At 63.7% G+C, this 25,151-nt stretch carries 15 protein-coding genes; 6 read left to right on the top strand and 9 right to left on the bottom strand.

The genetic code is table 11. From position 1 onward, the window contains the following. Positions 1 to 32: 32 nt before the first annotated feature. Positions 33 to 1,031, bottom strand: a complete 999-nt coding sequence (locus IPV69_RS07140) for a hypothetical protein (protein WP_206294257.1) — start codon at positions 1,029 to 1,031, stop codon at positions 33 to 35. A gap of 32 nt (positions 1,032 to 1,063) precedes the next feature. After that, complete coding sequence (locus IPV69_RS07135; protein ID WP_206294256.1) at positions 1,064 to 2,272, bottom strand: aspartate aminotransferase family protein; 1,209 nt, start codon at positions 2,270 to 2,272, stop codon at positions 1,064 to 1,066. Between IPV69_RS07135 and IPV69_RS07130 the strand changes: the two genes are divergently transcribed. After that, a complete protein-coding gene (locus IPV69_RS07130; RefSeq protein WP_206294255.1) occupies positions 2,237 to 3,337 on the top strand; it encodes an ADP-ribosylglycohydrolase family protein in 1,101 nt (366 codons plus the stop codon). The genes IPV69_RS07135 and IPV69_RS07130 overlap by 36 nt on opposite strands. Further along, a complete protein-coding gene (rbsK, locus tag IPV69_RS07125; RefSeq protein ID WP_206294253.1) occupies positions 3,337 to 4,260 on the top strand; it encodes a ribokinase in 924 nt (307 codons plus the stop codon). Before IPV69_RS07130 ends, rbsK begins: the two co-directional genes overlap by 1 nt. Before the next feature lie 286 nt (positions 4,261 to 4,546). Here the strand turns inward: rbsK and IPV69_RS07120 are convergent, their stop codons facing one another. Next, on the bottom strand, positions 4,547 to 5,515 hold the full coding sequence (locus IPV69_RS07120) for a hypothetical protein (RefSeq protein ID WP_206294252.1): 969 nt from the start codon (positions 5,513 to 5,515) through the stop codon (positions 4,547 to 4,549). A gap of 1,151 nt (positions 5,516 to 6,666) precedes the next feature. Between IPV69_RS07120 and rnr the strand changes: the two genes are divergently transcribed. After that, positions 6,667 to 9,114 carry a ribonuclease R gene (rnr, locus tag IPV69_RS07115; protein WP_206294250.1) on the top strand — a complete coding sequence of 816 codons (2,448 nt, stop codon included), beginning with the start codon at positions 6,667 to 6,669 and terminating at the stop codon, positions 9,112 to 9,114. A 277-nt stretch (positions 9,115 to 9,391) separates the two neighbouring features. Here rnr and IPV69_RS07110 read toward each other — a convergent pair whose 3' ends face one another. The 3 genes from IPV69_RS07110 to IPV69_RS07100 all read right to left on the bottom strand — a co-directional run bounded on the left by IPV69_RS07110 (position 9,392) and on the right by IPV69_RS07100 (position 15,221). Continuing rightward, a complete protein-coding gene (locus IPV69_RS07110; protein ID WP_206294248.1) occupies positions 9,392 to 10,720 on the bottom strand; it encodes a DUF1552 domain-containing protein in 1,329 nt (442 codons plus the stop codon). 29 nt (positions 10,721 to 10,749) lie between these two features. Further along, a complete protein-coding gene (locus IPV69_RS07105; protein ID WP_206294246.1) occupies positions 10,750 to 13,359 on the bottom strand; it encodes a DUF1592 domain-containing protein in 2,610 nt (869 codons plus the stop codon). Positions 13,360 to 13,709: 350 nt separating this feature from the next. Further along, positions 13,710 to 15,221, bottom strand: coding sequence for a sulfatase family protein (locus IPV69_RS07100; RefSeq protein WP_206294244.1), 1,512 nt, complete (start codon positions 15,219 to 15,221; stop codon positions 13,710 to 13,712). A 412-nt stretch (positions 15,222 to 15,633) separates the two neighbouring features. On the opposite strand from IPV69_RS07100, the gene IPV69_RS07095 reads away from it, so the two are divergent. Continuing rightward, positions 15,634 to 15,870, top strand: a complete 237-nt coding sequence (locus IPV69_RS07095) for a hypothetical protein (RefSeq protein WP_206294242.1) — start codon at positions 15,634 to 15,636, stop codon at positions 15,868 to 15,870. 119 nt (positions 15,871 to 15,989) lie between these two features. Here IPV69_RS07095 and IPV69_RS07090 read toward each other — a convergent pair whose 3' ends face one another. Further along, positions 15,990 to 16,592, bottom strand: coding sequence for a hypothetical protein (locus tag IPV69_RS07090; protein WP_206294241.1), 603 nt, complete (start codon positions 16,590 to 16,592; stop codon positions 15,990 to 15,992). A 151-nt stretch (positions 16,593 to 16,743) separates the two neighbouring features. On the opposite strand from IPV69_RS07090, the gene IPV69_RS07085 reads away from it, so the two are divergent. Further along, positions 16,744 to 22,215 carry a tetratricopeptide repeat protein gene (locus tag IPV69_RS07085; protein WP_206294239.1) on the top strand — a complete coding sequence of 1,824 codons (5,472 nt, stop codon included), beginning with the start codon at positions 16,744 to 16,746 and terminating at the stop codon, positions 22,213 to 22,215. Between the two features lie 137 nt (positions 22,216 to 22,352). Continuing rightward, on the top strand, positions 22,353 to 23,738 hold the full coding sequence (locus IPV69_RS07080; RefSeq protein ID WP_206294237.1) for a tetratricopeptide repeat protein: 1,386 nt from the start codon (positions 22,353 to 22,355) through the stop codon (positions 23,736 to 23,738). 88 nt (positions 23,739 to 23,826) lie between these two features. On the opposite strand, the gene IPV69_RS07075 is transcribed toward IPV69_RS07080, so the two are convergent. Both IPV69_RS07075 and IPV69_RS07070 read right to left on the bottom strand, forming a co-directional pair. Next, complete coding sequence (locus IPV69_RS07075) at positions 23,827 to 24,603, bottom strand: hypothetical protein (protein WP_206294235.1); 777 nt, start codon at positions 24,601 to 24,603, stop codon at positions 23,827 to 23,829. A gap of 94 nt (positions 24,604 to 24,697) precedes the next feature. Then, the gene (locus IPV69_RS07070; RefSeq protein ID WP_206294233.1) at positions 24,698 to 25,114 is read right to left on the bottom strand and encodes a YidH family protein; all 417 of its coding nucleotides are present in this window, start codon (positions 25,112 to 25,114) and stop codon (positions 24,698 to 24,700) included. Between the last annotated feature and the right edge of the window lie 37 nt (positions 25,115 to 25,151).

The following is a 25,151-nucleotide window of genomic DNA, read 5'->3' as shown; positions in this document are numbered from 1 at the left end:
GTCGTTGAACACTGCCGGAACACAAGCCGGCACTATTGCCTGGCAGCCGCATCGATTTCCGGTGCGGCTTGCGTGGTCGCCGGCATTTGCCTTGCCCGCGTGCGGGGTACGAACACCAAAACCTGTTCCTTCTTCTCGATATCACCGTCGAGGGTCAGGAATTGATGCCCCAGGCTCGTCGGCCAGCGACCGTCCTCCGAAAGTCCCATGACCAGAAACCGATCGCCGGGGATCCGGACGTCGAGGTTCAGGTCGTACAGATACTCCGGCGTATGGTCTACGAAAGCCGGCTCCTTCTCTTCATTCTTGCGGTTGTATTCCAGGAACGTCCGCGTCGAGCGAACCGTTGGCGACACGGAAACCCGCATCACCGTTTCCTCGCGCGGGTCGGGCCAGAAGCTGACGCCGAGCACGTTATGGCAGCGGTCGTAGGTGCGCCCGGAGAGGTGCCCCTGCCCGCGAAGCAGAAAGATGTCCTGCGTCAGGACGTTCTGCTTCATGGTGATTTCCAGCGTGCCCGTGCCGGTGGCGACGGCCGATCCGGTGCGGGCAAAGTGCGGCGACTTCTCGATCAGTTTGCGGAAGTAGTCCCAGTCGCCGGTCTCCCCGATCCCGACGCGAACGCCGTTCTTGAGCAGCAGGTCGCGCCGGGCGGGGTCGATGCGGTCTTCATCCACCAGCCGCCAGAACTCCTCGCTCTGACTGACCGCGCCGATCGGCACCGATACTTGGTAGACGTCGAGGTAAAAGATCGTCGACTGCCCCGGCGTGCGAAACGCGATGGAGTTGTCGCGGCGTGCCTGCTCGATCGGATCGACGGGCTGCGTCGCGGCGACCGCGGCGCGCGGTTTGCCGCCACAGCCTGAGACGAGTGCCGTCCCCAAAAGTCCGAGGATCAGCACCGTGAACGCAACACGGCGGAAAGTACGACCGCCGAACGTCGCACGCCGAACACCGAACGTCGAATGCAGACCACATCCTGCATCCGATTCGATATTCTGCGTTAGACGATCGACGTTCGGCGTTCGCATGTGTCCTCGTTACTCGAAGGTTCTCGCGCGTCTCACCCCGCGGCGATCGTCTTCACCACCAGGTCCAGCCCCTGGTTCCAGGTGTCGATGTCGATATTCATCGGCGGTGCGAGCCGAACCACCTTCTGGCTCGTCAGGTTGATCAGCACGCCATTGGCGATGCCTCTCTCAACAATACCCGTCGGCGGCTCCTTGAGTTCGATGCCGATGAACAGCCCCTTGCCGCGCACCTGCTGAATCTTCTGCTTGATGGACGGCTCATTCTTCAGCCTGGCGATCGCGTGCTCGCCGAGCGTCTGGGCATGGCCGAGCAGGCCGTCGCGTTCGATGACGTCGAAGATCGTCTTCGCCGCCGCCATGCAGATGGGGTTGCCGCCCAGCGTGCAGCCGTGCTTGCCGGGGGTGAAGAGCGCGGCGACCTCGGGCCGAGCGTACATCACGCCCACCGGCAACCCGCCGCCGACCGCTTTGCCCATGGTCATGATGTCCGGCGTGACGACGCTGCCATCGGCTCGCTTGAAATGCTGATGGCCGAACCATTTGCCGGTTCGCCCGCAGCCGGTCCAGACCTCGTCGAAGATCAGCGTGATCTGCCGCTCGTCGCAGATGCGGCGGAGCTCGATCGCGTACTCGAGCGGCATCTGATGGACGCCGCCTTCGCCCTGGATCGGCTCGACGATCACGCCCGCGGTTTCGGCGTCGATCGCCGCGGTCAGCCCTTCAAGGTCGCCGAGATCGACGTGGGTAAAGCCGGGCACCGTCGGCTCAAAACCGACACGAATCGCCGGGTTCCCCGTGGCGGCGATGGTCGCCAGCGACCGCCCGTGGAACGAACGGTGCATGGAGATCACCTTCCACCGCTTGGGGGAGAAGGATTGTCCGCGCAGCCGGGCGAGCTTGATCGCGGCTTCGTTCGCTTCCAGCCCGCTGTGGCAAAAGAACGCCCGGCCGGGAAAGGCCGTCTTCACCAGTCGCTCGGCCATTTCCGTTTGCGGCAGCGAATGGAACGTGTTGCCGACATGCCAGAGCTTCGCCGCCTGCGCCTGCACCGCCGCGACCAGATCCGGCTGGCAATGCCCCAAAATCCCGCCGCCAAAGCCCGCGAAAAGGTCGATGTAGCGCGTGCCCTCGGCATCCCAGAGGTAGGCCCCTTCGCCGCGGTCCATTACAACCGGAAGGCGTCCGTAGTTGCCGATGAGGCTGGCTTGCGCGCGGGAGAGAATTTCGTCTGTCTTGGACATCGTCGCTCGTGGTTCCTTCGCGGTGTAAATGGGCCGCAGTCCGGAAGACTAACACATTCGGTCGCTGGGAAGAAAGCAGACTATTCGCTTGAGATTCATCGTCGCGAAGGTCACCATCATCGGGAGATGTCTGCTCCTCTAATGATCGAACGGTTTCGCGGTTGCCTCCTCGGGCTGGCTGTTGGCGATGCCGTCGGACTTCCGTTCGAAGGCATTGATGGCTACGGAATCTTCCAATCGTTCGGCCGTGCGATCGACATCGTCCGTTCTCCTCCTGTCGAGAATCTCAGCTACAGCGACGACACCCAGATGATGATTGGCGTCGCCGAGACGCTCATCGAGTTCGGCGACGCGGACCCCGCAAACCTGGCGACCGCGTTTGGTCGAAACTACGACCCTGGCCGCGGCTACGGTGGCGGAGCGAAAAAGATCCTTCAAGCGATCAAGGATGGCAAAGACGCCAGCTCGATGCCGGACACCGTCTTTCCCGGTGGCTCGTTTGGTAACGGTGCGGCAATGCGGGTTGCGCCGATTGGCATCTGCTTCCATCGTGATCTCGATCGAGTCGCCTACGAAGCGGCACGCTCCGCACAAGTAACCCATCGCCATCCGGTCGGCGTGGAGGGCGCCGTCGTGCTGGCAACGGCGGTGGCGATGGCGATACAACCTCACGTCTACGACCGGGCTACGTTTTACGCAGAACTCTACGGCCGCGTAGCAACCGACGAGTTTCGCGAGCGAATAGAAACTGCATCCACTTCTGGTAATGACATCTCCCCATCGTCTCTCGGCCATGGCGTCGAAGCGCACACCTCTGTTGTCACTGCCGTTCTGTGCTACGACCAGTTTCGCGACTCGTACGAGCAGACGCTCGCATCTGCGATTCGCGCGGGAGGCGATGTGGATACGATCGCCGCAATGGCTTGCGCCATCAGCGGCGCGTCGCTTGGAATCACGGCGATTCCACAACACCTTCTCGATCGGCTTGAGAATGATGAGCAAGGCCGCGACTATATCGACCTCCTTGCGGTGAAGTTGTTCGAACGGTTTGAGAAGACACACTGATGCCCCGTCGCCAATCCATCGTCGTCGTCGGTTCGATCAACATCGACTTTGTCACCCGCGTCGAGCGGTTTCCCCAGGCCGGCGAAACGGTGGCCGGCGGTGATCTGCAACTGTTGCCCGGCGGGAAGGGCGCCAACCAGGCCGTCGCGGCGGCGAGGCTGGGGGGCGATGTCTTCCTCGTCGGCCGGGTCGGCGATGACCCGTTCGGCCCCGACCAGCCGCCCCAACTGGCGGCGCACGGCGTTGATGTCACGCACGTGAAGCCGACCGTCGGGGTTCGCACGGGGTCGGCGATGATTCTGGTCGATGCCGACGGGCGGAACTGCATCGTGGTCTCCCCGGGTGCCAATGGCGCCGTTTCCAGCGACGACCTTAAGGGCGCCGAGCCCATCATCGCCGACGCCGCCGTCGTGCTGGCCCAGCTTGAAACGCCGATCGCGGTCGTCGTCGAACTGGCGGCGATGTGCCGTCGGCTGGGCACGCCGATGATTCTCGATCCTGCCCCCGCGCCGGCGCACCTGCCGCCGGAACTGTTCGCCGTCGATGCCATCACGCCCAATCGCAGCGAGGCGCTTCGCCTCGCCGGGCATCAGCCGGACGACGTGGTCGATCCGGAAGTGCTCGCGTGGAAACTCCTCGAACTCGGCGCTCGCGCCGTCGTGCTGAAGCTCGACAAGGACGGCGCGCTGGTCGCCAACCGGGACGGCGTACGGCACATCCCGGCGTTCAAAGCCGAGGTCGTCGACACCACCGCCGCCGGCGATGCCTTCAACGGCGCGCTCGCCGTCATGCTTGCCAACGGTGCGACGCTGGACGAAGCAGCGTGTTTTGCGAATGCCGCCGGTGCGATCGCGTGCGAGAAGCAGGGGGCGATTCCGTCGTTGCCGACGCTGGAAGAGGTCGAGCGGCGGCTGGGTAGCTGAGGGGAACCGAACCAGAATGCCGGCCGACTTACGCTCTACCAGTTGTCATCCTAAGCGGCGCGTCGCTCGTGTGATTCTTCAAGGAGCCGCGCACGAAGTGTACTCACGAAGTAAGCGGGAATGGACCTCGAAACGTCGCAGTTCCCGCTTACTGCGTGAGTACACTTCGTGCGCGGCTCCTTCAAAGCTCACCTTCAAAGGTCGCACGCGCTCAGCTCAGGATGACAATTGACGCGGGACGGGACCGCAATTGGTACAGAATCGTGCACACCCTGGTTCGTCTACTTCACTTCCCAAACACTGCATCCAGCGTAATCCGCTCTCCGGCGCTGATCTGCACGTCCTTCAACTTCACCTCCGGGTTCGGGAAGCTCATCAGCGGCTTGGTCTTGCCGTCGTACTTGGCCAGGCTCGGGCGGATGAACTGGACGATGAGCGGTCCGAGCGCTTCGTCCCCCTCGGCCGTCAGGTTGTAGATCGTCGCGTTCATCTGGTCGTCGATGTCGACGCGGGCCGTGAACTTCATTCCCGCCGGGATGAAGCCGACCAGCGTGCTCACGTGCATGACCGCATCGATCGACCGCGGGCCGACGGATTTGAAGTCCAGGCTGATGTTGCGGACGCTGACGAGGCCGCGCGACCCGCGTTCCTTCGCCGCCGTCAGCATCGACTTTTCGAGGTCGCGGGTCAGCGTGTCAAAGTGCAGCGTGCCGCTGCCCGCGTCGGCCATCATCAGTAGGGGCATGCCGTCCTTGCTCTTCTGGACGTCGAACCGAACCCCGCTCGCCGTGATCTGCATGTTGGCCTGCGAGTCGCTTTCCTTCGACCTCAACGGCTCGGCGACGAGCGAGAAATCGGACACCCAGAGGCTCTGAACCGACGGCTTCAACTCGCCGACACTCGGGCGTTTGGCTTTGGGGATCGCGACGGCGTCGCTGAGATCGACGCGCATGACGTCGATCGCGGGGTACCGCCCGCCGATGAGCGTGACGACTTTTGCCGCGTCGGGGAAGGTGAACGCCTTAATCCAGGCCGACAACATCGAGTCGGCGAGCTGGCCGCCGGTCGGCGGAACGACCGATTCCGACAGGGGCAGGATGCAGAAGGCATCGGCCTTGATCCACGCTTCAGGCGGCTTGGGTTTCAGGACCACCGGCGGCGGGGCGGGCTTCTTGGCGCAGCACCCACCGATGACAACGGCGAGTAACGCAAACGACAGAGTGCGGCCGGCGGATACCCAACGACGGTGCTCCATGGCGTTCTCCTGTACAGGCGGTCGGTCGAGCGGCGACGCCGTAGCATGCAACGATGGCGGCCGTTCGGCAAGCATTTTGCCGAACGAACCCGAGGCGGCCCGGCCTAACGAACCCGAGAGTGCCGAACAAACTCAACGTCGCCGAACGAACCCGAGACGGTTCGGTGCCACGGGTCGGCGGTACGCCGCAGACCCGTGCGCAAGGTGCGGCCGATAGCACGGGTCTCCGGAGTACCGGCGACGCCGTGGCACCAGATCGTAGCGGTCTGCCGAACGAACCCGGCGCGACTTCGCCGAACGAACCCGACACTGCCGAACGAACCCGAGGCGGTTGCGGTGCCACGGGTCGGCGGTACGCCGCAGACCCGTGCGCAAGGTGCGGCCGATAGCACGGGTCTCCGGAGTACCGCCGACGCCGTGGCACCAGATCGTAGCGGGCTGCCGAACGAACCCGGCGCGACTCCGCCGAACGAACCCGAAACAGTCTGCCGAACGAACCAACACGACATCGCCGAACGAACCCGAGGCGGGATCCTCCGCGCGCGCAACACCCGCCGGCCTTGTGTTCGTAATATTTTAGGTGTAGCAGCCGGGATGTCAACGACGAAGATCGCCAAACAGAATCTTAGCCCACTCGCCAGTCAGCCCCGTAAAACTCAACCCATTCCAGAGAATTGCCGCTTCAGTTGCAATCCGGACCGACCGAACATACTATTAAACCACCTGAGGAAGATCCGCAGAGTTCGTGTCCCGCCTTCGACCGCCCTCCCGCTTCGCTCCCTTCGGTTTTAATGGTGCTTGCCCCTGGTCGTCTCGTTGAGACGAATTTGAAGGTCTGTGAGCGTAGACGCCCGGACCGTAAACATGGCAAGGGCGGCACCGTCCATCCGGGTCTTGGCGAGTTCGCTCAGACATCGGCGTAGCGAGTGTTAGTTTCAGTCCGATTCCTCGGGCGAACACCCGCGACAATTGTCTCGATTCCATAAGGAACCTGTCCGCCCGGGGGCGGACGAATTACACTTCTGCCACGGTGGCTCGCTACTGAGCAATCGACATCCGCACGCCGGGTGCTGTGCACCCGGGATCGGAGGCCAGACCCCCGGCACGTTGCGAGCGTCGCGCCGACGCGTCGTGCCCCCGGAACTTTTCACATGTCTGAACAACTGCAAACCAAGATTCTCTCCCATCTCAAGTCCGACACCTACCGTCCGGCTCAGCCCCGCGGGCTGGCCAAGGAACTGGAAGTCGCCCACGGCGAAGATTACCCCGCGTTCCGCGAAGCGCTCCGCGACCTGATGCACGCCGGCCGCGTGGTCATGGGGGCAGGCGGCACCATCGTGCTGCCCGTCCAGAGCACGTCCAAGAACGAGTTCGTCGGCACCTACCGCCACAACAAGCGCGGCTTCGGCTTTGTCGTCCCCAACGACCCCGGCAGCCACGAAGACCTGTTCATCCCGGAAGGGCAGAACGGCGGCGCGATGACCGGCGACCAGGTCCGCGCCAAGATCGTCAACACCGAGCGCCGTGAAGGCCGGGTCATGTACCGCGGCCAGATCTCTGAAATCCTCGAACGCTCCAACAAGCGGTTCGTCGGCACGCTCGTGAAGCAGGGTCATACCTGGCTGGTGATGCCCGACGGCAACACGCTGACCGAGCCCATCCTCACGCCCGACGCCGGCTCGCGCCACATCAAGCCGGGTACCAAGGTCGTCGTCGACCTGACGCAATACCCCGCGCCTGGTGTCGATGCCCAGGGCGTCATCGCCGAGGTGCTGGGCAAGGCCGGCGAGAAAGACGTCGACCTCAAGACGGTCATGGTGCAGTACCACTTGCCGGCTGAGTTTCCGGAGGAAGTCCGGGCACAGGCCCGCCGATCGATCGACGACTTCAACCCCGAGGCCGAGCGCGCCCGCCGGGTGGACCTGACCGAAGAAGTCATCTGCACGATCGACCCCGACGACGCCAAGGACTACGACGACGCGATCAGCCTGCGAAGGCTGGAAAACGGCAACATGCAGCTTGGCGTGCACATCGCCGATGTGTCGTACTTCGTCCCCGCCGGTTCGCCGCTGGACGAAGAAGCCAAGGAACGCGGCAACAGCACCTACTTCCCCGGGCATGTCATCCCGATGCTGCCCGAGATGCTGAGCAACGGCGTCTGCTCATTGCAGGAAGGTGTTCCGCGGCTCTGCAAGACCGCGTTCATCGAGTACGACCAGGATGCCAAGCCCGTGGGCACGAAGTTCGCCAACACGGTCATAAAAAGCTGCAAGCGGTTGCGCTACCGCGAGGCCCAGGCGATCATCGACGGGGCCGATGTCATCCCGCACCCGGAAGGCGACAAGAAGATCAGCGATTACGAACCGATCGTGGTCGAACTGCTGCTGGAGATGAACAAGCTCTCCCGCCGGCTGCAGAAGCGGCGGATAGCCCAGGGACAGATGAACCTCGATCTGCCGCAGGTCGAGCTGAAGCTGGACGAAGAAGGCAAGGTGGTCGATGCCGTGCCCGAAGACCAGAGCTTCACGCACACCCTGATCGAGATGTTCATGGTCGAGGCGAACGAGGCCGTCGCCCGGATGCTCGATTCGCTGAACGTTCCGTTCATCCGCCGAACCCACCCCGACCCCGACATGACCGACACCGACCGGTTACGGCAGTTCGTCACGGTGGCCGGCTATAAGATTCCCAAGGTGCTGGACCGCAAGGCAATCCAGACGCTGCTGCAGCAGGTGAAAGGCAGGCCGGAAGGCTTTGCGATCAATCTCGCGATCCTCAAGAGCCTGACGCGGGCGGAATACTCGCCGGAAGACATCGGCCACTACGCGCTGGCGAGCACCAACTACTGCCACTTTACCTCGCCCATCCGGCGGTATGCCGACCTGACGGTGCACCGTCTGCTCGACACCTACTTCGAAATCCGCCAGTCCGGCCGCGGCGCCGAAGGCAAGCGCAAGAAGGCGGCGATGCCGATGGACCAGATCCCCAGCCGGGATGACCTGGTCGCGCTGGGCAAGCACATCTCCTTCACCGAACGTCGCAGTGCCGATGCCGAGAAGGAACTAAGGCAGATCAAGATCCTGGAGCTGCTGGAACGCGACCTCGGCGAGGTCTACACCGGCGTCATCACCGGCGTGGCCAACTTCGGCATTTTCGTGCAGATCCAGCCTTACCTGATCGACGGGCTGATTCGCTACGACCGTCTGATGGACGACTGGTGGGATGTCGACGAGCGGGCCGGCTGCATCCGCGGCCAGCGGACGGGCAAGGTCATCCGCATCGGCGATGTCGTCGAGGCTGCCGTCGCAAAGGTGGATGTGCCCCGGCGCGAGCTGGACCTGCACATCGTCAAGATCCTGGGTCGCCCCGGCGAACCGCCGCGACCGGAAGAACCGAAGGAAAAGTCGCGCACGGGTGCGAAGCATCAGAAGTACCAGCACCCTCGCGGCGGCGGGAAGAAAGGTGCCCCACACGCCCGAGGCGGCGGCCGGCCCGGTGGTGGCGGTGGTCGATCGGGTGGCGGTGGAGGCGGCCCGAAGCGGGGCGGTGGTGGCGGTGGTGGGCCGAAGCGCGGTGGCGGTGGTCGTGGAAGGCGATAAGCGGGAAGCCGCCGGTCGCCGGAGCCACCGGGACTATCTCGAAAAGGGGTGCTCGCGGTCGCGATTCGGGCAAAACTTAAAGGCGGGTGCCATGGGCTGCGGTACGCCGCTGCCCGTGGTTCCATTTTACCGCAGGAACACGCCACGGGCAGATGAGTACATCAGCCCATGGCACCCCATAGTCGACGCTTTCTGGTAACGCCACTGTGATGCAGCCGTCCCGGTTGCATTGCAGGCGGGACGCCTGCACCACAAACACTGAACACCACGCAGTTGTTTAGACCATTTCCAACCCGCGCATCGTCCCGGTGCTGGTCGCGAACTTGTCAGTTTCCAGGCCCATCCGCTGCAACATTGAGACGAACAGGTTGGGCAGCGGGTAGTTATGCTCGCGGTCGAACGCCAAGTGCTGGCCGTGCTTGAAACCGCCGCCTGCGAAGAGCGCGGGCAGGTTGGTGGTCACGTGCGTATTGGCGTTACCGAGGTTCGACCCGTAGAGGATCATTGTGCGGTCGAGCAGTGTTTCGCCGCCTTCCTTGACGGTCTTGAGCTGACCGAAGAGGTCGGCGAGCAGCTTCATGTGCCACTCGTCGATCGCCTGCAGTTCCTTGAGCTTGCCGGCATTCTTGCCGTGGTGGGAGAGGTTGTGATAGCCGTCGGCGGCCTTGTGGTCTTCGCCGAGCTCGATCGCCGGCGAGTTCACGCTGTCGAGCATGAGGGTGATGTTGCGGGATGAGTCGGTCTCGAACGCCAGCCGCGCCATGTCGTACATGAGCTTGACCTTGTCCATGTATTCGGCCGGGCTGGTCGGGTCGAGCGGGCAGGGGCTGGTCACCTTCGGCTTGGGTTTGTTTTCCCATTCCTTGGACATCTGCATGCGCTTTTCGAGGTCGCGGACGCTGGTGAAGTACTGATCGAGCCGGTCGCGGTCGCGAACGCCGACGTCGCGCTGGAGTTCTTTGGCCTGGCCCGAGACGGCGTCGAGGATGCTGCGGCCGAGCTCGAGCTTGCGCACCTGCCTGCGGACTTCGTCGGGCGAGCCCTGGACGAACATCTTCTTGAAGACCGCCGATGGCTTTTCCTCGCAGGGGATCAACACGCCCGAACCGGTCCAGGACAGGCTGCGCTGGCCGCGGTTGACGTTGACGCCGAGCGTCATCGACGGGAACCGCGTGAGGTGACCGATGCGCTCGGCGATGTACTGGTCGAGGGAGATCGTATTGCGGAACCCGCCGCTGCCGGGGTGGGGGGCGGCGGTGAGGAAGCAGTTGTCGGCGGGGTGGCCGCCGTCCACATCGGGATGCCAGACGCCGCTGAAGACCGAGAAGTCGTTGCGGTGTTGCTCAAGGTGCTGGAGGTACGGCGACAGCTTGTAGTTGCGGCCGGCCTCGGTGGGGAAGAACTGCTCGGGGAGCAATCCCAGGTTGTTGCAGATGCCGAGGAACCGGCGTGGCTTGCCGTCAGGGCCGGCGGCGGCGATCGCCTGCTTCTGCGCCGCCGACGCGACGGCGGGCATCATCGAATCGAGCATGGGCAGCGCCATGGCGACGCCTGCACCGCGGAGGAACGATCGACGAGAGACGGCTTTGTTTCGGAAGTTCGTCATAGGTTACACACGAAGTACAATCGTCATCGTTACTTGTTCAGGAACAACTCGCTCTCCACGATCGCGTGGATCAGGCTCCTGGTGCCGAACTGCTTGGGCGCCGTACGGTCGAGGATTGCCTCAACCTTCGCCCGGTCGCCGAAGCCAATCGGAGCACCCGTTGCGTAAACGATAAACTGGCTCGCCAGGTTTCTGGCGATCTGGCGTTCGTTCGTCAGCAACTGCCGCTTGAGCTCGATCACGTCGGCAAACTTTCGGCCGTCGGGCAACTGGCCGGAGGCATCGACGGCCGGGCCCTTATGAAAGGTGAACTTCTGGCCGTTCTTGCCGAAGCCGGTTTCGGCTGCGCCGTCGCCGACGGCTCGGTACTTGTCGCGCCAGCCGCCGAGAACGTCAAAACTCTCCAGGGCGAAGCCGGCCGGGTCGATCTTCACGTGGCACGCGGCACAGCTTGCGATGTCGCGGTGCTTGTCGAGCTGCTGGCGGATGGTCACAGCACCGCGGATGTCAGGCTCGACCGCCGGCACGCTGGGCGGCGGCGGGGGTGGTGGCATGCCGAGGATGCGTTCCATCACCCAGACGCCGCGCAGGACCGGCGACGTTGTCGTGCCGTTGGCGGTAACTTTCAGCACGCTGGCCTGCGTCATAATGCCGCCGCGCGGGCTGCCCTTGGGCAGCGCAACCTTCCGCAGTGCGACACCTTGCACGCCTTCGATGCCGTAGTGTTTCGCGAGCCGTTCGTTCAGCATCGCAAAGTCGGATGCGACGACATTCCGCGCCGGCAGATCGGCCTTAAGCATCTCGGTGAAGAACAGGTGCGTTTCGTCCTTTGCCGATTCGACCAGCAGGTCGTCCAGGTAATAGTCGGGATACAGAATGGAATCGGGCGAGGTCGCTTCGATCTTGCGGAGGTCGAGCCAGTAGTCGAGGAAGGCTTCCACAAACTGCCGCGACCGCGGGTCGGCCAATAGGCGATCGACCTGCGCCGCCAGCACGCCGGGCTTTCGCAGTTTCCCCTTGGCGGCGAGCTGTCGGAGCGTGTCGTCCGGGGCGGTGTTCCACAGGAACAGCGACAGCCGGGTGGCGACGGCAAAGTCGTCGAGCTTGCCCGGCTTTTCTTCGACGCAGATGAACTCCGGCGAGCAGAGCACGCCGGTGTAGCCGGCGATCATCGCGTCGGTGAACGTGCTGCCCGAGGCGAGCGCGGCATCAATGACCTTGGTGAACCGCGCCACTTCCGCCGGCTCGACCGGCCGGCGATAGGCACGGGTCATGAAGCCGGTCAGAAGCTTCTGGGCGTCGGCCTTGGGGTTCTGCGAGACGGCTTCAATTCCGTCGGCGGTCTTCTTCAGCGGAAGGTCGCCGAACATCAGCTTATGGCCGGCCGAGGGCCACTGGTCGTAGATCGGACCTTCGACTTCGAGCCAGCCGAAGACGACGCCGGGGCAGCCGTCCTTCTCAGCCAGCGGGTTTTGCCAGCCCGACGGACGCGATCGGAACAGCCGGACGGCGTCCGGGCGGATGGTTTCGCCTTCCAATAGCTGTACGTCCAGTTCGGCGACGCCCGCCTCGGGCTTGGCGTCGAACGTCCCCAGTCGGCGGAGCAGGCGGGGCGGCGTTTCGCCGTAGATTGTGACCGGTTCGTCGCGACGGCCGGGGGCGACGTTGTCCAGATCGGGCACCCACCACTTGTTGCCCTTGCCGGGACCGACCCAGACCGTCCAGGTTTTGAACCGCAGCTTGTAACGCCCGGATACCGGCGCTTCGAACTTGTTGAACTTGATCTCCAGCGGCTCATAAGTGCTGGCGACCACGCCCATGCCTTCGAGCTCGCGGGTTTTGGGGTCCTTCTTGCCGACGCTGATCGGCGCAGTTAGCGCGCGGACATCCGGCTGGGCGGCCGTGCCGAGCACGGGGAACGTCGCCCGTTCCGGCGAGCGGTTGAAGACGCTGAACTTCATTTTGCCGACGAAGGAGCTCTGATCTCTCGTGTAGTAGCGGATGGTCTCGGTCTTGGGTCGTTCGGCCTGGGTCGCCATCACATCGCGCAGTGCCTGGTCGGCGGTCGACAGGTAACGGGAGACCTGCACGTGGGACACGTCGAGGGCTTCGCCGATCTTGTTGAAGCGGTGGGATTCGCCGTCTTCCGGCAGCGTGTCGCGGAGTGCCAGCCAGGGGGCGCCGAGCAGATCGCGGACGGCGTTCTCATATTCGTAGCGGTTGAGACGACGCTGCGTGGCGCGACCGGCCTGCACGGTTCGGCTGGCGTCGGCGGCGGTCAGCGATGCGGACAACGATTTGACGAAAACAGACTGCTCGGCGGCCGGTGGCTTTTTCTTCGGCGGCATCTCGCCGGCAACGACTCGGTCGTGCACTTTCACCCACGCCGCCATGTTCTGCGGCGACGCCGGATCGTACTTCAATGCCGTCAGGTCGAGATTCCCTTTCTTGCTGTCGGCGTCATGGCAGTCGACGCAGTGGGCGCTGATAAACGATTGAACGGCGGGGGATGCGGGTGCTGCCGCGCTCGCTGGTGAGGCCGCTGCCGGAGGGGCGGCACGTGACGACAGCGTGGACACCGCAAAGACGCCGCCGAGTACGACGACCGACAGACCGATGAATCGAATGGATCGGCGCATGGCTCCAATGGCAAGGGTACGGGTTCTACTCCTGTTTACGGCTGCGGTCGCGCATGAGCCGATGGCAGGGTTGCACCGACACCTGCATCACTGCCGAAGCCGGGCGAGTCTGACGGCAATTTTGCTAAATCCGGAGAAGGGTCGTGCTTGTACTCCCCACCGATAGTAACGTTTTGGACGGGGAATGAGTTCAAATTTGCGCGGATAAAGAGAGGTATGGGGGAACAAACCTACGAGTAGCGCTCCGTACCCCCCTCGGTTCCGCGCTGATTCTGGCGCACTCGGCGCACCGTCCCGCGCTCCGCTTCGCGTCTAACCATCGGACGCGAAACGGATCGCGCGGTCAACGGTCACTTCACCGGTGCCAGCTCCGACTTGAGGTCGGACCGCACCGTACCGTCATGTGCGATGATCGGCCGGGCGTTATCGACCTTACCGAGCTTTCGGACGCCGGCACCAAAGCCGTCGAGGCCGAGGTCGCCGTCCATCGCCTGCGCCATCGCCTTGAGTTCCTCGACGACCTTTTCGTTGTCCTTCGCAACGTCGTGCGCTTCGCTGACGTCGGTCGCAAGGTTGTACAGTTCACCCTTGGCCAGGTGCAGTTTCCATGTGCCTTTGCGGACCGCTTCAAGCTTGAGCCCGCGGTAATAATAGAAGGTGTCGCGCGGTCCTTTGGCGCCCGGCTGACCCGACAGCACCGGCCAGAGGTCGCCGCCGTCGTACTTGCGGTCGGTCGGCAGTTGGCCGCCGGCCAGTGGGACGAACGTGGGCAGGATGTCGATCATGCCGGAGATGCCGTCGAAGGTAGTGCCGGCGGCGATCTTGCCGGGCCACCACGCGATCGTCGGCACGCGGACGCCGCCCTCCCACGTGCTGGCCTTGAAGCCTCGCAGCGGGGTATTGCTGGCGCGCTGCGTGCCGCCGTTGTCGGAGGTGAAGACGACCAGGGTCTTCTTGTCGAGTCCCAGTTCGCGCAACGTGTCGAGCACCTGTCCGACGCTCCAGTCGGTTTCTTCAACCCAGTCGCTGTAGAGCCCGTTGGGGTTCTTTCCAGCCCACTTCTTGCCCGGGTAGATGGGGAAGTGCACCGAGTTGTGCGGCAGATAGAGGAAGAACGACTCGTCCTTGTGCTGTTTCAGGAACGCGACGGCTTCCTTCGTGTACATCTCGACCATCGACTGTTGATCGTCCGGCAGGACGCGCTTGATGACCGTCTCATTCCGCAGCCAGGGGAGCGGCGGCTGGCCCGGTGCGGTTTTGGCCTGTGCGGGTTTCGCCGGTGCGGCCTTGGTGGGGGGCTGCTTGCCTTGTGCGTTCTTTCCCTGCGCGGGTCGGGTAGCAGCCCCGGGCAGCGGTTTGCCCAGATCGCTCTTCACGCCGTCGGCGGCAGGGCCCATGTCGTTCGAGTAGGGCAGCCCGTAGAAGAAATCGAACCCCTGCCGCGTGGGCAGGAAGTCGGTCTGATCGCCGAGATGCCACTTACCGATGATGCCCGTCGCGTAACCCTGCTGTTTCAGCAGTTCGGCGATGGTGACTTCCGACGGGTTCAATCCGACCGCATCACCTGGAAACAGCACGTGCGGGATCGGCAGGCACCGCTTCGGATAGCTGCCGGTCATCAGCGAAGCCCGCGACGGCGAGCAGACCGGGGCGGCATAGAAGCTCGTGAGTTTCATCCCTTCGGCGGCCATGCGGTCGATGTTCGGCGTCTTGTTGATCTTCGACCCGTAGCAGCCGACGTCGGCGTAGCCCAGGTCATCAATGTTGATGAAGACGAAGTTCGGGCGCTCGGCCGACAACGCCGGCACGCAGGCCAGAAGAACCACGAGTGCGGACCAGCGAAGGGTGGCGTTTAAAGTCATGGTGTGGTGGCGGGTTGAATGATCCAGTGAGCCTGCCGGTGTCGCCCGGGCGGATGTCTAAACGTGTCGCACAGTCGGAAATTGCGGCTACACCGTCCGGGCCGGCGCGGGGAACCAGGGAATCTGAAAACCGGTATTGCGTCGGAGCAGAGCCTCAAGGCACAATGAGTCAGGAAAACGTGTTTCCGTTGACGCATATATACCCCGAGACATGTCGCCGACACGACAGCGGCCTTACACCTGTTTGGCGTCTGCAATCTGGATTCATATGCCGCATGCTTCGCTCCGCGGCTTGGAAAAATTTACTTCGACCACAGTCGAGTTGTCACTGAAGCCCGGGCCTCGGCATCCAATAGGCGTACGAATGATTGACCAAGACATTTGAGAAATAACCTCTTTTAAGGAGTCTGCCATGATCGCGAAACTTGCTGCCTTGTTTGCCGTGACCCTGATGTCCTCCGCTGCCCTAGCCGGCCATACGGCCGAAGTCCGCCATGTCCAGGCGGGCCGCACGGTTGTCCCGGTGGTCGTGACGCAGGATCACGCGGCTCGTCCCTACGCCCTGACCGGCCGCGAACAGGCCGCGCCGAAGGTGCACCTGGTCCCGGTAACCGTCGGCTCGCGTGTCAGCGGCTACCAGGCCCGTTGAGCGAACGTCGCGAATGCGACGAAAAGTAAACGAGCCGACGCCGGGTGAATGTCACCCGGCGTCGGCGTTCTTGTTTCAGGCGAATGATGGGTTCTCGAAGGACTCGCGGCGACGAGACTTCAGCGTGCCGCCACCTCGTAGTACCCCGGCCGAACGACGACGCGCTCCACGCGGTACTCAAAACGCCCGGGAGACGCCAGTTCCTGCTTCAGTTCCTCACGGTAGTGTCCGGCGCTGACGACTTCCTGGCGTTCGATGGTTTCCTCTCGCGCTGGCGTGACGACGACTTGCGTCGAGCGTGACTCGAAGTGACCCGGCTGAACCAGCTCACGCTCGCGTGTCGTGTAGGTCGTGCCGCCTTCGCAGCGGACGACCGTTCGTGTTTCCCACTGGTCGGGGATGTAGACCCGTTCCAACACGGTCTTCGTCACCGCGGGGCGGCAGATGCGTTCGTATACCGTGCGATAGACCGGCGGAACCCAGGCACGCTGCGGGATCGTGCGGTACACCGCATCCACCCATACCTGCACGCGTTTCTCTTCGTACACCGGCGGCACCCAGCATCGCACCGGCGGGCAAACGGAGACCGGCGGACTGACGGGGACCGGCTGGCATTTCGGGGTTTCGACGGTCACTGTCACGGTCGTCCTCTCACCGGCGATCGCCGATCCGCCGAAGGACATCGCGACACCCAGAAGCGCCATGGGGATTAAACGGTTCATGAGGACCTCAGGAAATGAAGTGAAAACGGACGAGAGCCGGTTCTCTCAATTCTCTGACGCGCGAGCCGCAGCAGAGTTTCAGCTTCCACATTCTTGAAACTCTTTTGCCGCCGGCGCGTCTGAAGACTCGTTCACACAGCGGAGGCAAGCAATGAGTCGAAACAGAGTCCGGGCGATCCTGGTGGCGGCGGTTCTTTCCTGTGGCATGCCGGCGATCTCATCCGGGCAGGAAGTGGCAGGGGCGGCTTTCAAGGACGGGGTGACGGCGTTTAACGCCGGCCAGTTCGACAAGGCCCGCGAGCTCTTCGCGACCGCCTCGCAAACTGACAACAAGAACCCCGAGGTGTACCTCTGGCTCGGCAAGGCCGAGTACCAGCTGGGGCAGGTGGATGCGGCCGTCGCCGCCTGGCAGAAGACGTCGGTGCTGGCGCCGAACGAGCCCTATGCCAAACAGATGCTCAAGGTCCTGACCGGCCAGAAGGCATCGGCTGATACGACGCTCAGCATCATCGAGGCGCTGCTGAAGGACGAGCTCTGGGATTCGGCCGTCACCGCTGCCGATCGGCTGCTCGCCGACCGTGCCCTCACCGATTCCCAGCGCGCCAAGGCGTCCATTCTCCGCATGCGTGGCTTGCTCCCCATCGGCAAGACGCCTCACGCGCTGACGACCGCGAGCGAGCTGCTCGTCACGCAGCCGGCGATGGCGAACGATCCGGAGCTCCGCACGCTGATCGGGCTGGCGAAGGTTCGCACCAATGATTCCCGGGTGCTCGAGGGGCTGGAAACCCTGCGCGACGTGGTCGCGAAAAATCCCAACACGCCGTCGGCTGCGCTGGCCGAGTTCGAACTGCTGAACTACGACCTCAGTCAGAGCCTCGACGCGGCGAAGGTCGCGGCGCTCGCCAAGTGGATCGCCGATCACCCCACGCACGAGCAGCTGCCGGCCGCCCGACGACGGCTGATCGATGGCTATCTGGCGTTGGCGAGCGTTGGCGGCGAACCGCGACGCGACGCCGTGCTGTCGCCGTCTGACCTGGCGGCGATCGAAGCCACCACGCTGATGTACAAGCAGGTCGCCAAGGCCGATGAAGCCGTCTCGCTGACGAACCGGATCGTCAACTATCTCAATGAGCGGTACGAGAAGTTTGGTGCTGTCGGTGCCGCCAAAGCGGGTGCCGAAGCGCTGCTCAAAAGCAATCCGACCTCCAGCAGTCGCCTGATCACCCTCCGCGCCGATGCCCGCTATTCGATGAAGCTGGCAATCGCCGAATTGGAGGCCTTGGTGGCTGCCGGGCAGGTGAAAGGGCCTGCCGGGCAGTTGCCGGCGGGTGTGGCCGAGGTGCTGCGCGTCTTCGCCGCGATTAACAAGGAGCCGGCGGGCGGTGGGGCATGGAAGGAACAGGCCGCGATGGCCGAGCAGATCCGCCAGCTCGCGGCGCAGATCCCGTGGGGCGACAAGCCGACAGCGCTCAAGCCGCTGCTCGATTGGTCCGTGCAGGTTGCGTTGCCGGTGGTGAAGGACAACGCCGACACGACCGCCGTCGCGATGGCCTCCCGCACAATTGCAGAAGTCGGCCGCGAAGTGCCGGTGGTCAAGCTGGCCTTGAGCGTCAATACGCCGCTGCTCGCCGCCCTGTCGCCGGACCGACCGGAGTGGGCAGAAGCGGCCTGGCGGCAGGTCGATTTGCTGAATGCGTCGGCGGTGGAACTGTTCCGCGACAATGTCGCCGCCGGCAAGGCCGCCGACAATGCCAAACTCAGTCAACCGCAGCAGGACCTGATCGCCGTGCTCGGCGAGATCGTCAAACGGCAGGTGTCGGCCGCGCCGCGTGCGTTTGACCGCCTCAATTCTCACCTGCTGACCTGGACCTCCGCCAACCAGCACGCCAACGCCGAAGCGGCATACGCCCAACTGGCCGGACTGCTGCCCGCGACACAAAAGCAGCAAGTGGACTTGGCGCTGGTGAATCTCTGGATCCGCCAGGCGATCGACGACGAAAACCGCCTGACCGCCGCCGGGCTGGCGGTGGGGAAGGACGTCGACGCCAGGCTGCTCAAGGCCGCACAGCGGCTTTACGAGTTGCAGGCCGATCGGTCGCCGACAGATCCCTACCTTCAGCAGGTTCGCTCGCTGTCTCTGTCGATCGTGAATCATTACGCACAAAAGAAGGACTTCGCGGCCGCCCGCACCATCGCATCGGCCAAGCCGCAGGGTGCTGGTGCGAAACCTTCACCGGCCGGCGATACGTTTGCCCAGTTCCAGCTCGCCCGGCTGTCGGTTGATGCGGCTCGACGTGAGCTGGCCGATCAGTTGTCGCAGTTCGGCGGAAGCAAAGTGCTGGCACTGTCCGATGCGATGAAGGCGGCGATCGCCGCCCATACCAAGTTCATCGCCGACCACCCGACCGACCCGCTGGCCGAGCAATCGGCACAAGCGGTGCTGGCCGTCGCCGATACCTACCAGCAGCAGGGCGCCTTCGACGCGGCGGCGCAGATTTACCGCGACTTGGCGACTTTTGCCGCCGGCAAGCCGGCGCTGTCGCAGGCGACGCCCATCAGCCCGAGCTTGGAAGAGCGGGCGGCATTTGCAGCGATCGGCGCGATGGAAAACAAGGCCAGGGCGTCCTTGCAGGCCTCCCGCGCGGCGGAGAAAGGGGAGATCACGCCGCCGACGAAAATCACCGACGATTACACCGCCGCCCTGGCGGCCTACGAGACGTACATCAAGGCTCGTCCCGACAGCGCGTTGGTGGGCGCTGCGATCGGTCGAGTGATGGCGATGGCGCTCGACTGGACGCGGGTTGATGCATGGGATGTCGCCGACGGCGTCTACGCCGTGCTGCTCAAGCCGGAGCTGAAGATTCGCGACCCCGAGCGACTGGAGTTCGCCCGCGGGATGTGCCAGATCGGCAAGGTGATGCCCGATCACGCGCGAGAGGTGCTGACGGCGCTGACATCAGGCCGCCAGGGCGTGTCGCCGGATTCCGGCCTGACGGTCAGCGGCGTCGCGATGGCGCCCACCACGCCGGTGCCTGGCGGGGTGCCGCCACCGGCGGTCTCGGCACCGGTGGGCTCGGCGTTTGGCGGAGGTATCGGAGCGTCGGGACCAGCCTCCACGCCTATGCCAGAGACCGCCGCCACCGGCAAACCCATGAGCGATGCGGGGGCGTTTGGCGGTGACGCGTCGAAGTTCGTCAAAGCCGAGGACAGCCTGGCCCGTGCCGACCGCGAGGTCATCGCGGCGATTTCGGCACAGGAAGCCCGGCGGTCGGCGATGATCGCCCAGCTTCGCGACGCCAAGGAAATGAAAGGCAAGCTAAACTACCAGAACGCCGCCAACCAGCCGCAGGAAATGCCCGCGCAGCAGGGACAGCAGCGACCCGGCGACGCACCACCGGTGCTTTCGGAAGCCGAGATTGCCCGGCAGTCCGCCGCGTTGGAGTCGGCGAACAAGATCTTCCGCGATATCCGCAAGAAGTACGCCGCGACGCGCACCGCCGAGCAGTCGCGCGGCGAAATCATGGTGATCGTCGGTCATTGGCGGGCCAATGGGCAGTGGCAGCGCGCCGCCGAGCAGGCCCGCGCCTTTCTCACGGACAACCCCAAGGACGCCGAACTGCCGAGGCTGCGGCTGGCGATCGCGCAGGACACGCTTGCCTGGGCAGGCCAATCGGTTGACCCGGCCAAGATGGGCAACAACCGGCAGCTGTTCCTTGCCGAAGTCAGCAAGCGGTTCGACGCCGCCCGCGCCGAGTTCGCGAGAATCGTCGCCGAGTTCCCCGACGAACGGCAGCTGCGGCTCGACGCCCAGTGGCAACTGGCGACCAGCTTCCTGACGCAGGCACACACCGTCGGCAACAGCAGCCCGACGCTAGCCCGCGGCCAGTACGTGCGAGCAGTGAAGGAAATGCAGCGCGCCGCCGGCGAGTACTACGACCACCCGCAGGTACAGACAATCCCGCAGATTCTCTGGGACATCTCGCAGGAGCTCACCAGCCGCGGCTTCCACGAAGAAGCGATCAGCGTCTGGAACGACCTGGTCATTCAGTTCCCCGCCAACCCGCTCGCCCAGCAGGCCGCCCAGCAGATGGCGGCGAGCTACCAGTCGAACCTGGGCCGGCCGCTGCGGGCGGCGGAGGTTTACCTGGAAATCAACTTCGCCCGCGGCGGGGCCGACCCGGCGGCGCAGAATGCGATCTACCAAATCGGCGCCAGCCTGAAGCAGCAGAGCCGCTGGGTGGAGGCGCTGCACGTGCTGGGCACGTTCGTCGCCAGTTTCCCCCGGCATCCTGAAGCAGGTCAGGCACTGACGATGATCGGCCAGATCCACCAGACAAACGAAGCCTGGGCCGACGCGATCGAAGCGTACAAGCGCGTGACGATCGAATACGCATCGAACGGGCAGTGGGTGCAGGAAGCCCGCTGGGCGATTGCCGAATGCACGCTGAACCTGAGCCTCTGGCGGGAAGCGATCGGGGCGTATCAGTCGTTCGTCAACAGCTACCCGAAGGACCCCCGCGTCGCCGAGGCCAATCGCCGAACGGGCATCCTGAAGGACATCGCCAAATACCAGCAGCTCGTGGACGAGAACGGCCCCAAGGCGTTCGACGCCCAGTTCCAGATCGCCACGATCACGCAGGGGCAGTTGGGCAATCCGACCAAGGCGGTCGGTGAGTTCCGCAAGGTGGCGCAGAAGTGGCCGGGCAGCCATCTTGCCGACGACGCGCTGTACCAGGTCGGGCTGTCGTACCTGAGCCTCAACCGGACCGGCGACGCCCGCGATGCGATGGCGGTGATGGCCCGGACCTACCCGGAAAGCCCACTCGCCGACGACGCGTTGCTGGCGATCGGCAAGAGTTACGAAGAAGAGGCCCAGCAGATCGCCGGCTACACCCGCGAGCAGCAGTTTGACTTAAACAAGGACGTGCAGCAGAAGCAGGCGTACGGCCGGGTGAACTCTGCCCGCGTCAGTAACCGCGCCGCCCAGCAGGCGAAGATCCAGGAGCTTCGGCAGGGCGGCAAAGGCGCACAGGCCGAGCTCGAAGAAGCCCGCGGCGCCAACGACAACTTCCTGTGGGACCAGGCCGCCGTGAACATGGCCGCCACCAAGGCCCAGCAGGACATCGAGGCGATGACCTGTTCGCAGCTCGCCGACAAGCAGGACAAGATCAACGTCGCGCTGCGGAAGGCGGTCGAGTCGTACGCCGCCGCCGGCAAGGTGCCCGGTGCGGATAAGGCCGGCGAAGCATTACTTCGCGTCGCGACGATCTACGGCGAACGGCTGAACGATTCGCAGCAGGCGATGGCGACCTGGCTCGAAATCGTCCGGCAGTTCAGCGGGACGGCAGTCGCCGAGGAGGCAAGCTGGCGCATCGCCCAGAACTACGAACGCGACGCCAAGTACGCCGAGGCGATCGACGCCTACAAGTCGTTCCTGCGGAACTACCGCGGCAGCAATCGCGCCGCCGACGCCCAGTTCGCCGTCGCCGAGAACTACGAACACCTCAACGAGTGGGTCAAGGCGATGGACAGCTACGGCAACTACGTCAACAGCTTCCCGCAGGGTCCGATGATCGAGAAAGCGAAAGAGCAGATCACCTGGATCAAGACGTATCGGTTGTGAAGTCAGTACGCAGTACGCATTAAGCAGTACGCAAAGAACAACCAGACATAGTGAAGAACAGTACGACGGCGCTCGCACCCACTTTCAGCGCCACGCCCGAAGAGCTGGGCTCGTCCGCCAGCGAAAAGAGACTCCCCATGCGATCTCAAAGAATCACACTTGTTGCAGCAGTCCTCTCCGCGATCGGACTTGGCACGCTTAATGTCACGATCGTCCACGCCGCGGACGCGCCGGCAACCAAACCGTCCACCCAGCCGGTCGACCCCGCGGCGCAAGCCGAGGCGATCTTCAAAAGCGGGTCCGACGCCCTCTATCAGGGCGACTACACTCGCGCCGTCGATCTGCTGAGCAAGGCAGCGTCGCTGGACAAGTCCAAGTCCAGCTACCGCATGCATCTTGCCCGCGCCTATCGCTACGCAGGCAAGCCGAAGGAAGCCGAGGCGCTGCTGGAGGAAGTCCTGAAGCAGACGCCGGACCATGTCGAAGCGGGCCAGGTGCTCGCCGAGATCTATGCCCGGGCCGAGAACTGGAAGCAGGTTTCCGAGACGTTGGAACCGCTGCTCAAGTACCGCCACGACTACACGACCTATCACCTGCTCGCCGAGGCCAAGTTCAACCTCGGCGATACTGAATCGGCACGAAGCAACTTCGAGGAGGCGCTCAAGCTCAATCCCAACAGCGCCAGCGACCATTACCAGCTGGCCAACATCTACCTGTCGGGTAATTTCTTTGCTCTCGCCGCCAATGCTTATCAGCGGGCGCTGGCCAGCGGCATGCACAGTCCGGTGCTGCATTACAAGCTGGCGTCGGCGTACTTCAACCTGCGGAACTACTTCGGGCAGACGCAGGAAGTGATGATCAAATCGGGCAAGCCCGAGTCGATTCATCAGGAGTGGTTCCTGATCGAACCCGTCGCCGGCAAGAAGGATTACTGGCGGGCCGCGCCGTCGGCATCGGCCGTGTACCAGGTGGCCAAGGCGGTTGCCGAGGGGCTGGAAGAGCGGACCGACATCCGCTTTCTGATGGCCAACATCTATCTCAATGCCGGCCGGTATCAGCGGGCCCACGAGATGTTCGCTCAGCTCGAAAAGGCGATCCCCAAGGAAGACAAGGCGCTGTTCCACTACTACTACGGTCAGGCCGCGTTCGGGCTGGGCAAGTACGACGACTACCTCGCCCGGCTTCAGGAGGCGATCAAGCTCGACGCCGGGGCGTACCAGTCCACGCTGGTGGATGCGTACCTGAAAGTCGCCGAGCAATACAACCAGGCCGGCGATCTCGAAAAGCACATCGAGTATCTGATCAAAGCCGTCGGTCAGAGCCCACAGACGGCGTCGCTCCACCTGTCGCTCGGCAGCGCCTATGAAGAAGCGCAGAAGTACGAGCAGGCGGTCACGCAGTGGAAGATGGTGCTGGATCTGGAACCCGAACACCCCCGCCGGATTGAGCTGACTAACCTGATCGGCAAGTACGCCGGGATGAAGGCCGAGCAACCGGCGACAAAGCCGGCGGGCAAGATCTAGGAGATTGCCATGAAGTCCGGAATTGGGTGGCATGGGCAGGCAATGACGTTTGCCCATGCCACGTGCGATCTCGTTGGCGACGTCAGATCTACTTTTTCATCGCCGCCAACACCGCGTCCTTGTTCATTGCCCACTCCGGCGAGGCTGTTGCTTCCCACACTTTCACGTTATCGAGCAGTGTGCTCTTGCCGGTGACCGTGAAACCCATCAGTGCTTTGGTTTCGTGAGCGACACCCGGCGCCTTCAGGTAACCGACCGGCGCGCCGTCGATCGTCGCCAGCATTTCATCGCCGACGATTTCCACACGCATTTTGTGCCAGACGGCGGTGTCCAACTTCACCTTATAGATGCTCGTCAGCGGCTTGATGCTTTCGTTGATCTTCTTCTTCTCTTCCGGCGTCGTCTTGGGGTCCTTCATCTTCTCGTACACTTCGTTCTTCATCGAGCCATTCTTGGAGTCGCCGAGGTTCACCTGGGTCGGCGTCACCACGACGCGGCAAATGTGTCCGGCGTGTGAACCCTTGTATGAGAGATCGTCAACGCCGAAGTTGAAGCTTTTAGCGCCGTCGAACTTGAAGGCGAACTCCGCGACGATGTCCTTGTAGGCGAAGGGTGCTTTGAAATAAGCGCCATGGTTGTCGGCCGGGTTCTCGGTGACGGTGACGACGCCGTCGTTGATGGCAAAGAACCCTTTGCCGAGTTTCCATTTCGGCGGGAGTTCGGACCGTGAAAAGTCGTCCTCAAACAATACCTTGCCGGGCACCGCCATCGCCGGTTTCTGATCGGCGTTTGCCAAGCCACAGAAGGCGAGCGAGCCGAAAGCGGCGGCGAGAAGAATGGATTTGACGTTCCTGGCACTGATCATGGTTCTCCTTGAGTGGTCTCCTACCGATAACGCCGGCCGGCCCTGAATGTTGCTGGAGCGGGGGGACCCTTAGGATCCGGTGGACCGGGCCACATCAGTGCACGAACAGAAGGTAACAGGCCATCGCCGCGCCTAGGGCAGCCATCAGGAGTGCGAGCATGGTCGCGGCCGACCAGGCGTTGGGTGTGATCGCGACGCCGTCGCGCAGACGGCGCATCGTGCGAACATGGCTCATGGTCGACAGCAGGTTCATCACCACGCCGGTGACCACCAGCACCACGCCGATCGCCAAGCTCACCCGGCCGCGGCTTGAGTCGGCGGGGATCTGCCCCGCGCCGGCCCGGGCCGCGGTAAGTTCCGCGATGAACAGCCCGAACCGTGCGACCACAAAGCCAAACCCCATCAATGCCAGGCCGGTTCGAATCCACGCGAGCAGGGTTCGCTCGGCGGCAAAGATGACGCGAGGATCCTGTTCGACGGTTTTCGGAGTGGACGCGCTGTCGGGTTTCATCAGATTTCCTGGTTCGGTGGTAAACTGGGTGGCGTCG

This window comes from Humisphaera borealis (genome assembly GCF_015169395.1).
GTDB lineage: Bacteria > Planctomycetota > Phycisphaerae > Tepidisphaerales > Tepidisphaeraceae > Humisphaera > Humisphaera borealis.
This window is presented reverse-complemented; position numbering and strand designations above follow the sequence as displayed.

Excerpts from the sequence above, each read along its gene's own strand:
- IPV69_RS07140 (WP_206294257.1), bottom strand. The coding sequence starts at position 1,031 with ATGCGAACGCCGAACGTCGATCGTCTAACGCAGAATATCGAATCGGAT.
- IPV69_RS07135 (WP_206294256.1), bottom strand. The coding sequence starts at position 2,272 with ATGTCCAAGACAGACGAAATTCTCTCCCGCGCGCAAGCCAGCCTCATC.
- rbsK (WP_206294253.1), top strand. The coding sequence starts at position 3,337 with ATGCCCCGTCGCCAATCCATCGTCGTCGTCGGTTCGATCAACATCGAC.
- IPV69_RS07120 (WP_206294252.1), bottom strand. The coding sequence starts at position 5,515 with ATGGAGCACCGTCGTTGGGTATCCGCCGGCCGCACTCTGTCGTTTGCG.
- rnr (WP_206294250.1), top strand. The coding sequence starts at position 6,667 with ATGTCTGAACAACTGCAAACCAAGATTCTCTCCCATCTCAAGTCCGAC.
- IPV69_RS07110 (WP_206294248.1), bottom strand. The coding sequence starts at position 10,720 with ATGACGAACTTCCGAAACAAAGCCGTCTCTCGTCGATCGTTCCTCCGC.
- IPV69_RS07105 (WP_206294246.1), bottom strand. The coding sequence starts at position 13,359 with ATGCGCCGATCCATTCGATTCATCGGTCTGTCGGTCGTCGTACTCGGC.
- IPV69_RS07100 (WP_206294244.1), bottom strand. The coding sequence starts at position 15,221 with ATGACTTTAAACGCCACCCTTCGCTGGTCCGCACTCGTGGTTCTTCTG.
- IPV69_RS07095 (WP_206294242.1), top strand. The coding sequence starts at position 15,634 with ATGATCGCGAAACTTGCTGCCTTGTTTGCCGTGACCCTGATGTCCTCC.
- IPV69_RS07090 (WP_206294241.1), bottom strand. The coding sequence starts at position 16,592 with ATGAACCGTTTAATCCCCATGGCGCTTCTGGGTGTCGCGATGTCCTTC.
- IPV69_RS07085 (WP_206294239.1), top strand. The coding sequence starts at position 16,744 with ATGAGTCGAAACAGAGTCCGGGCGATCCTGGTGGCGGCGGTTCTTTCC.
- IPV69_RS07080 (WP_206294237.1), top strand. The coding sequence starts at position 22,353 with ATGCGATCTCAAAGAATCACACTTGTTGCAGCAGTCCTCTCCGCGATC.
- IPV69_RS07075 (WP_206294235.1), bottom strand. The coding sequence starts at position 24,603 with ATGATCAGTGCCAGGAACGTCAAATCCATTCTTCTCGCCGCCGCTTTC.
- IPV69_RS07070 (WP_206294233.1), bottom strand. The coding sequence starts at position 25,114 with ATGAAACCCGACAGCGCGTCCACTCCGAAAACCGTCGAACAGGATCCT.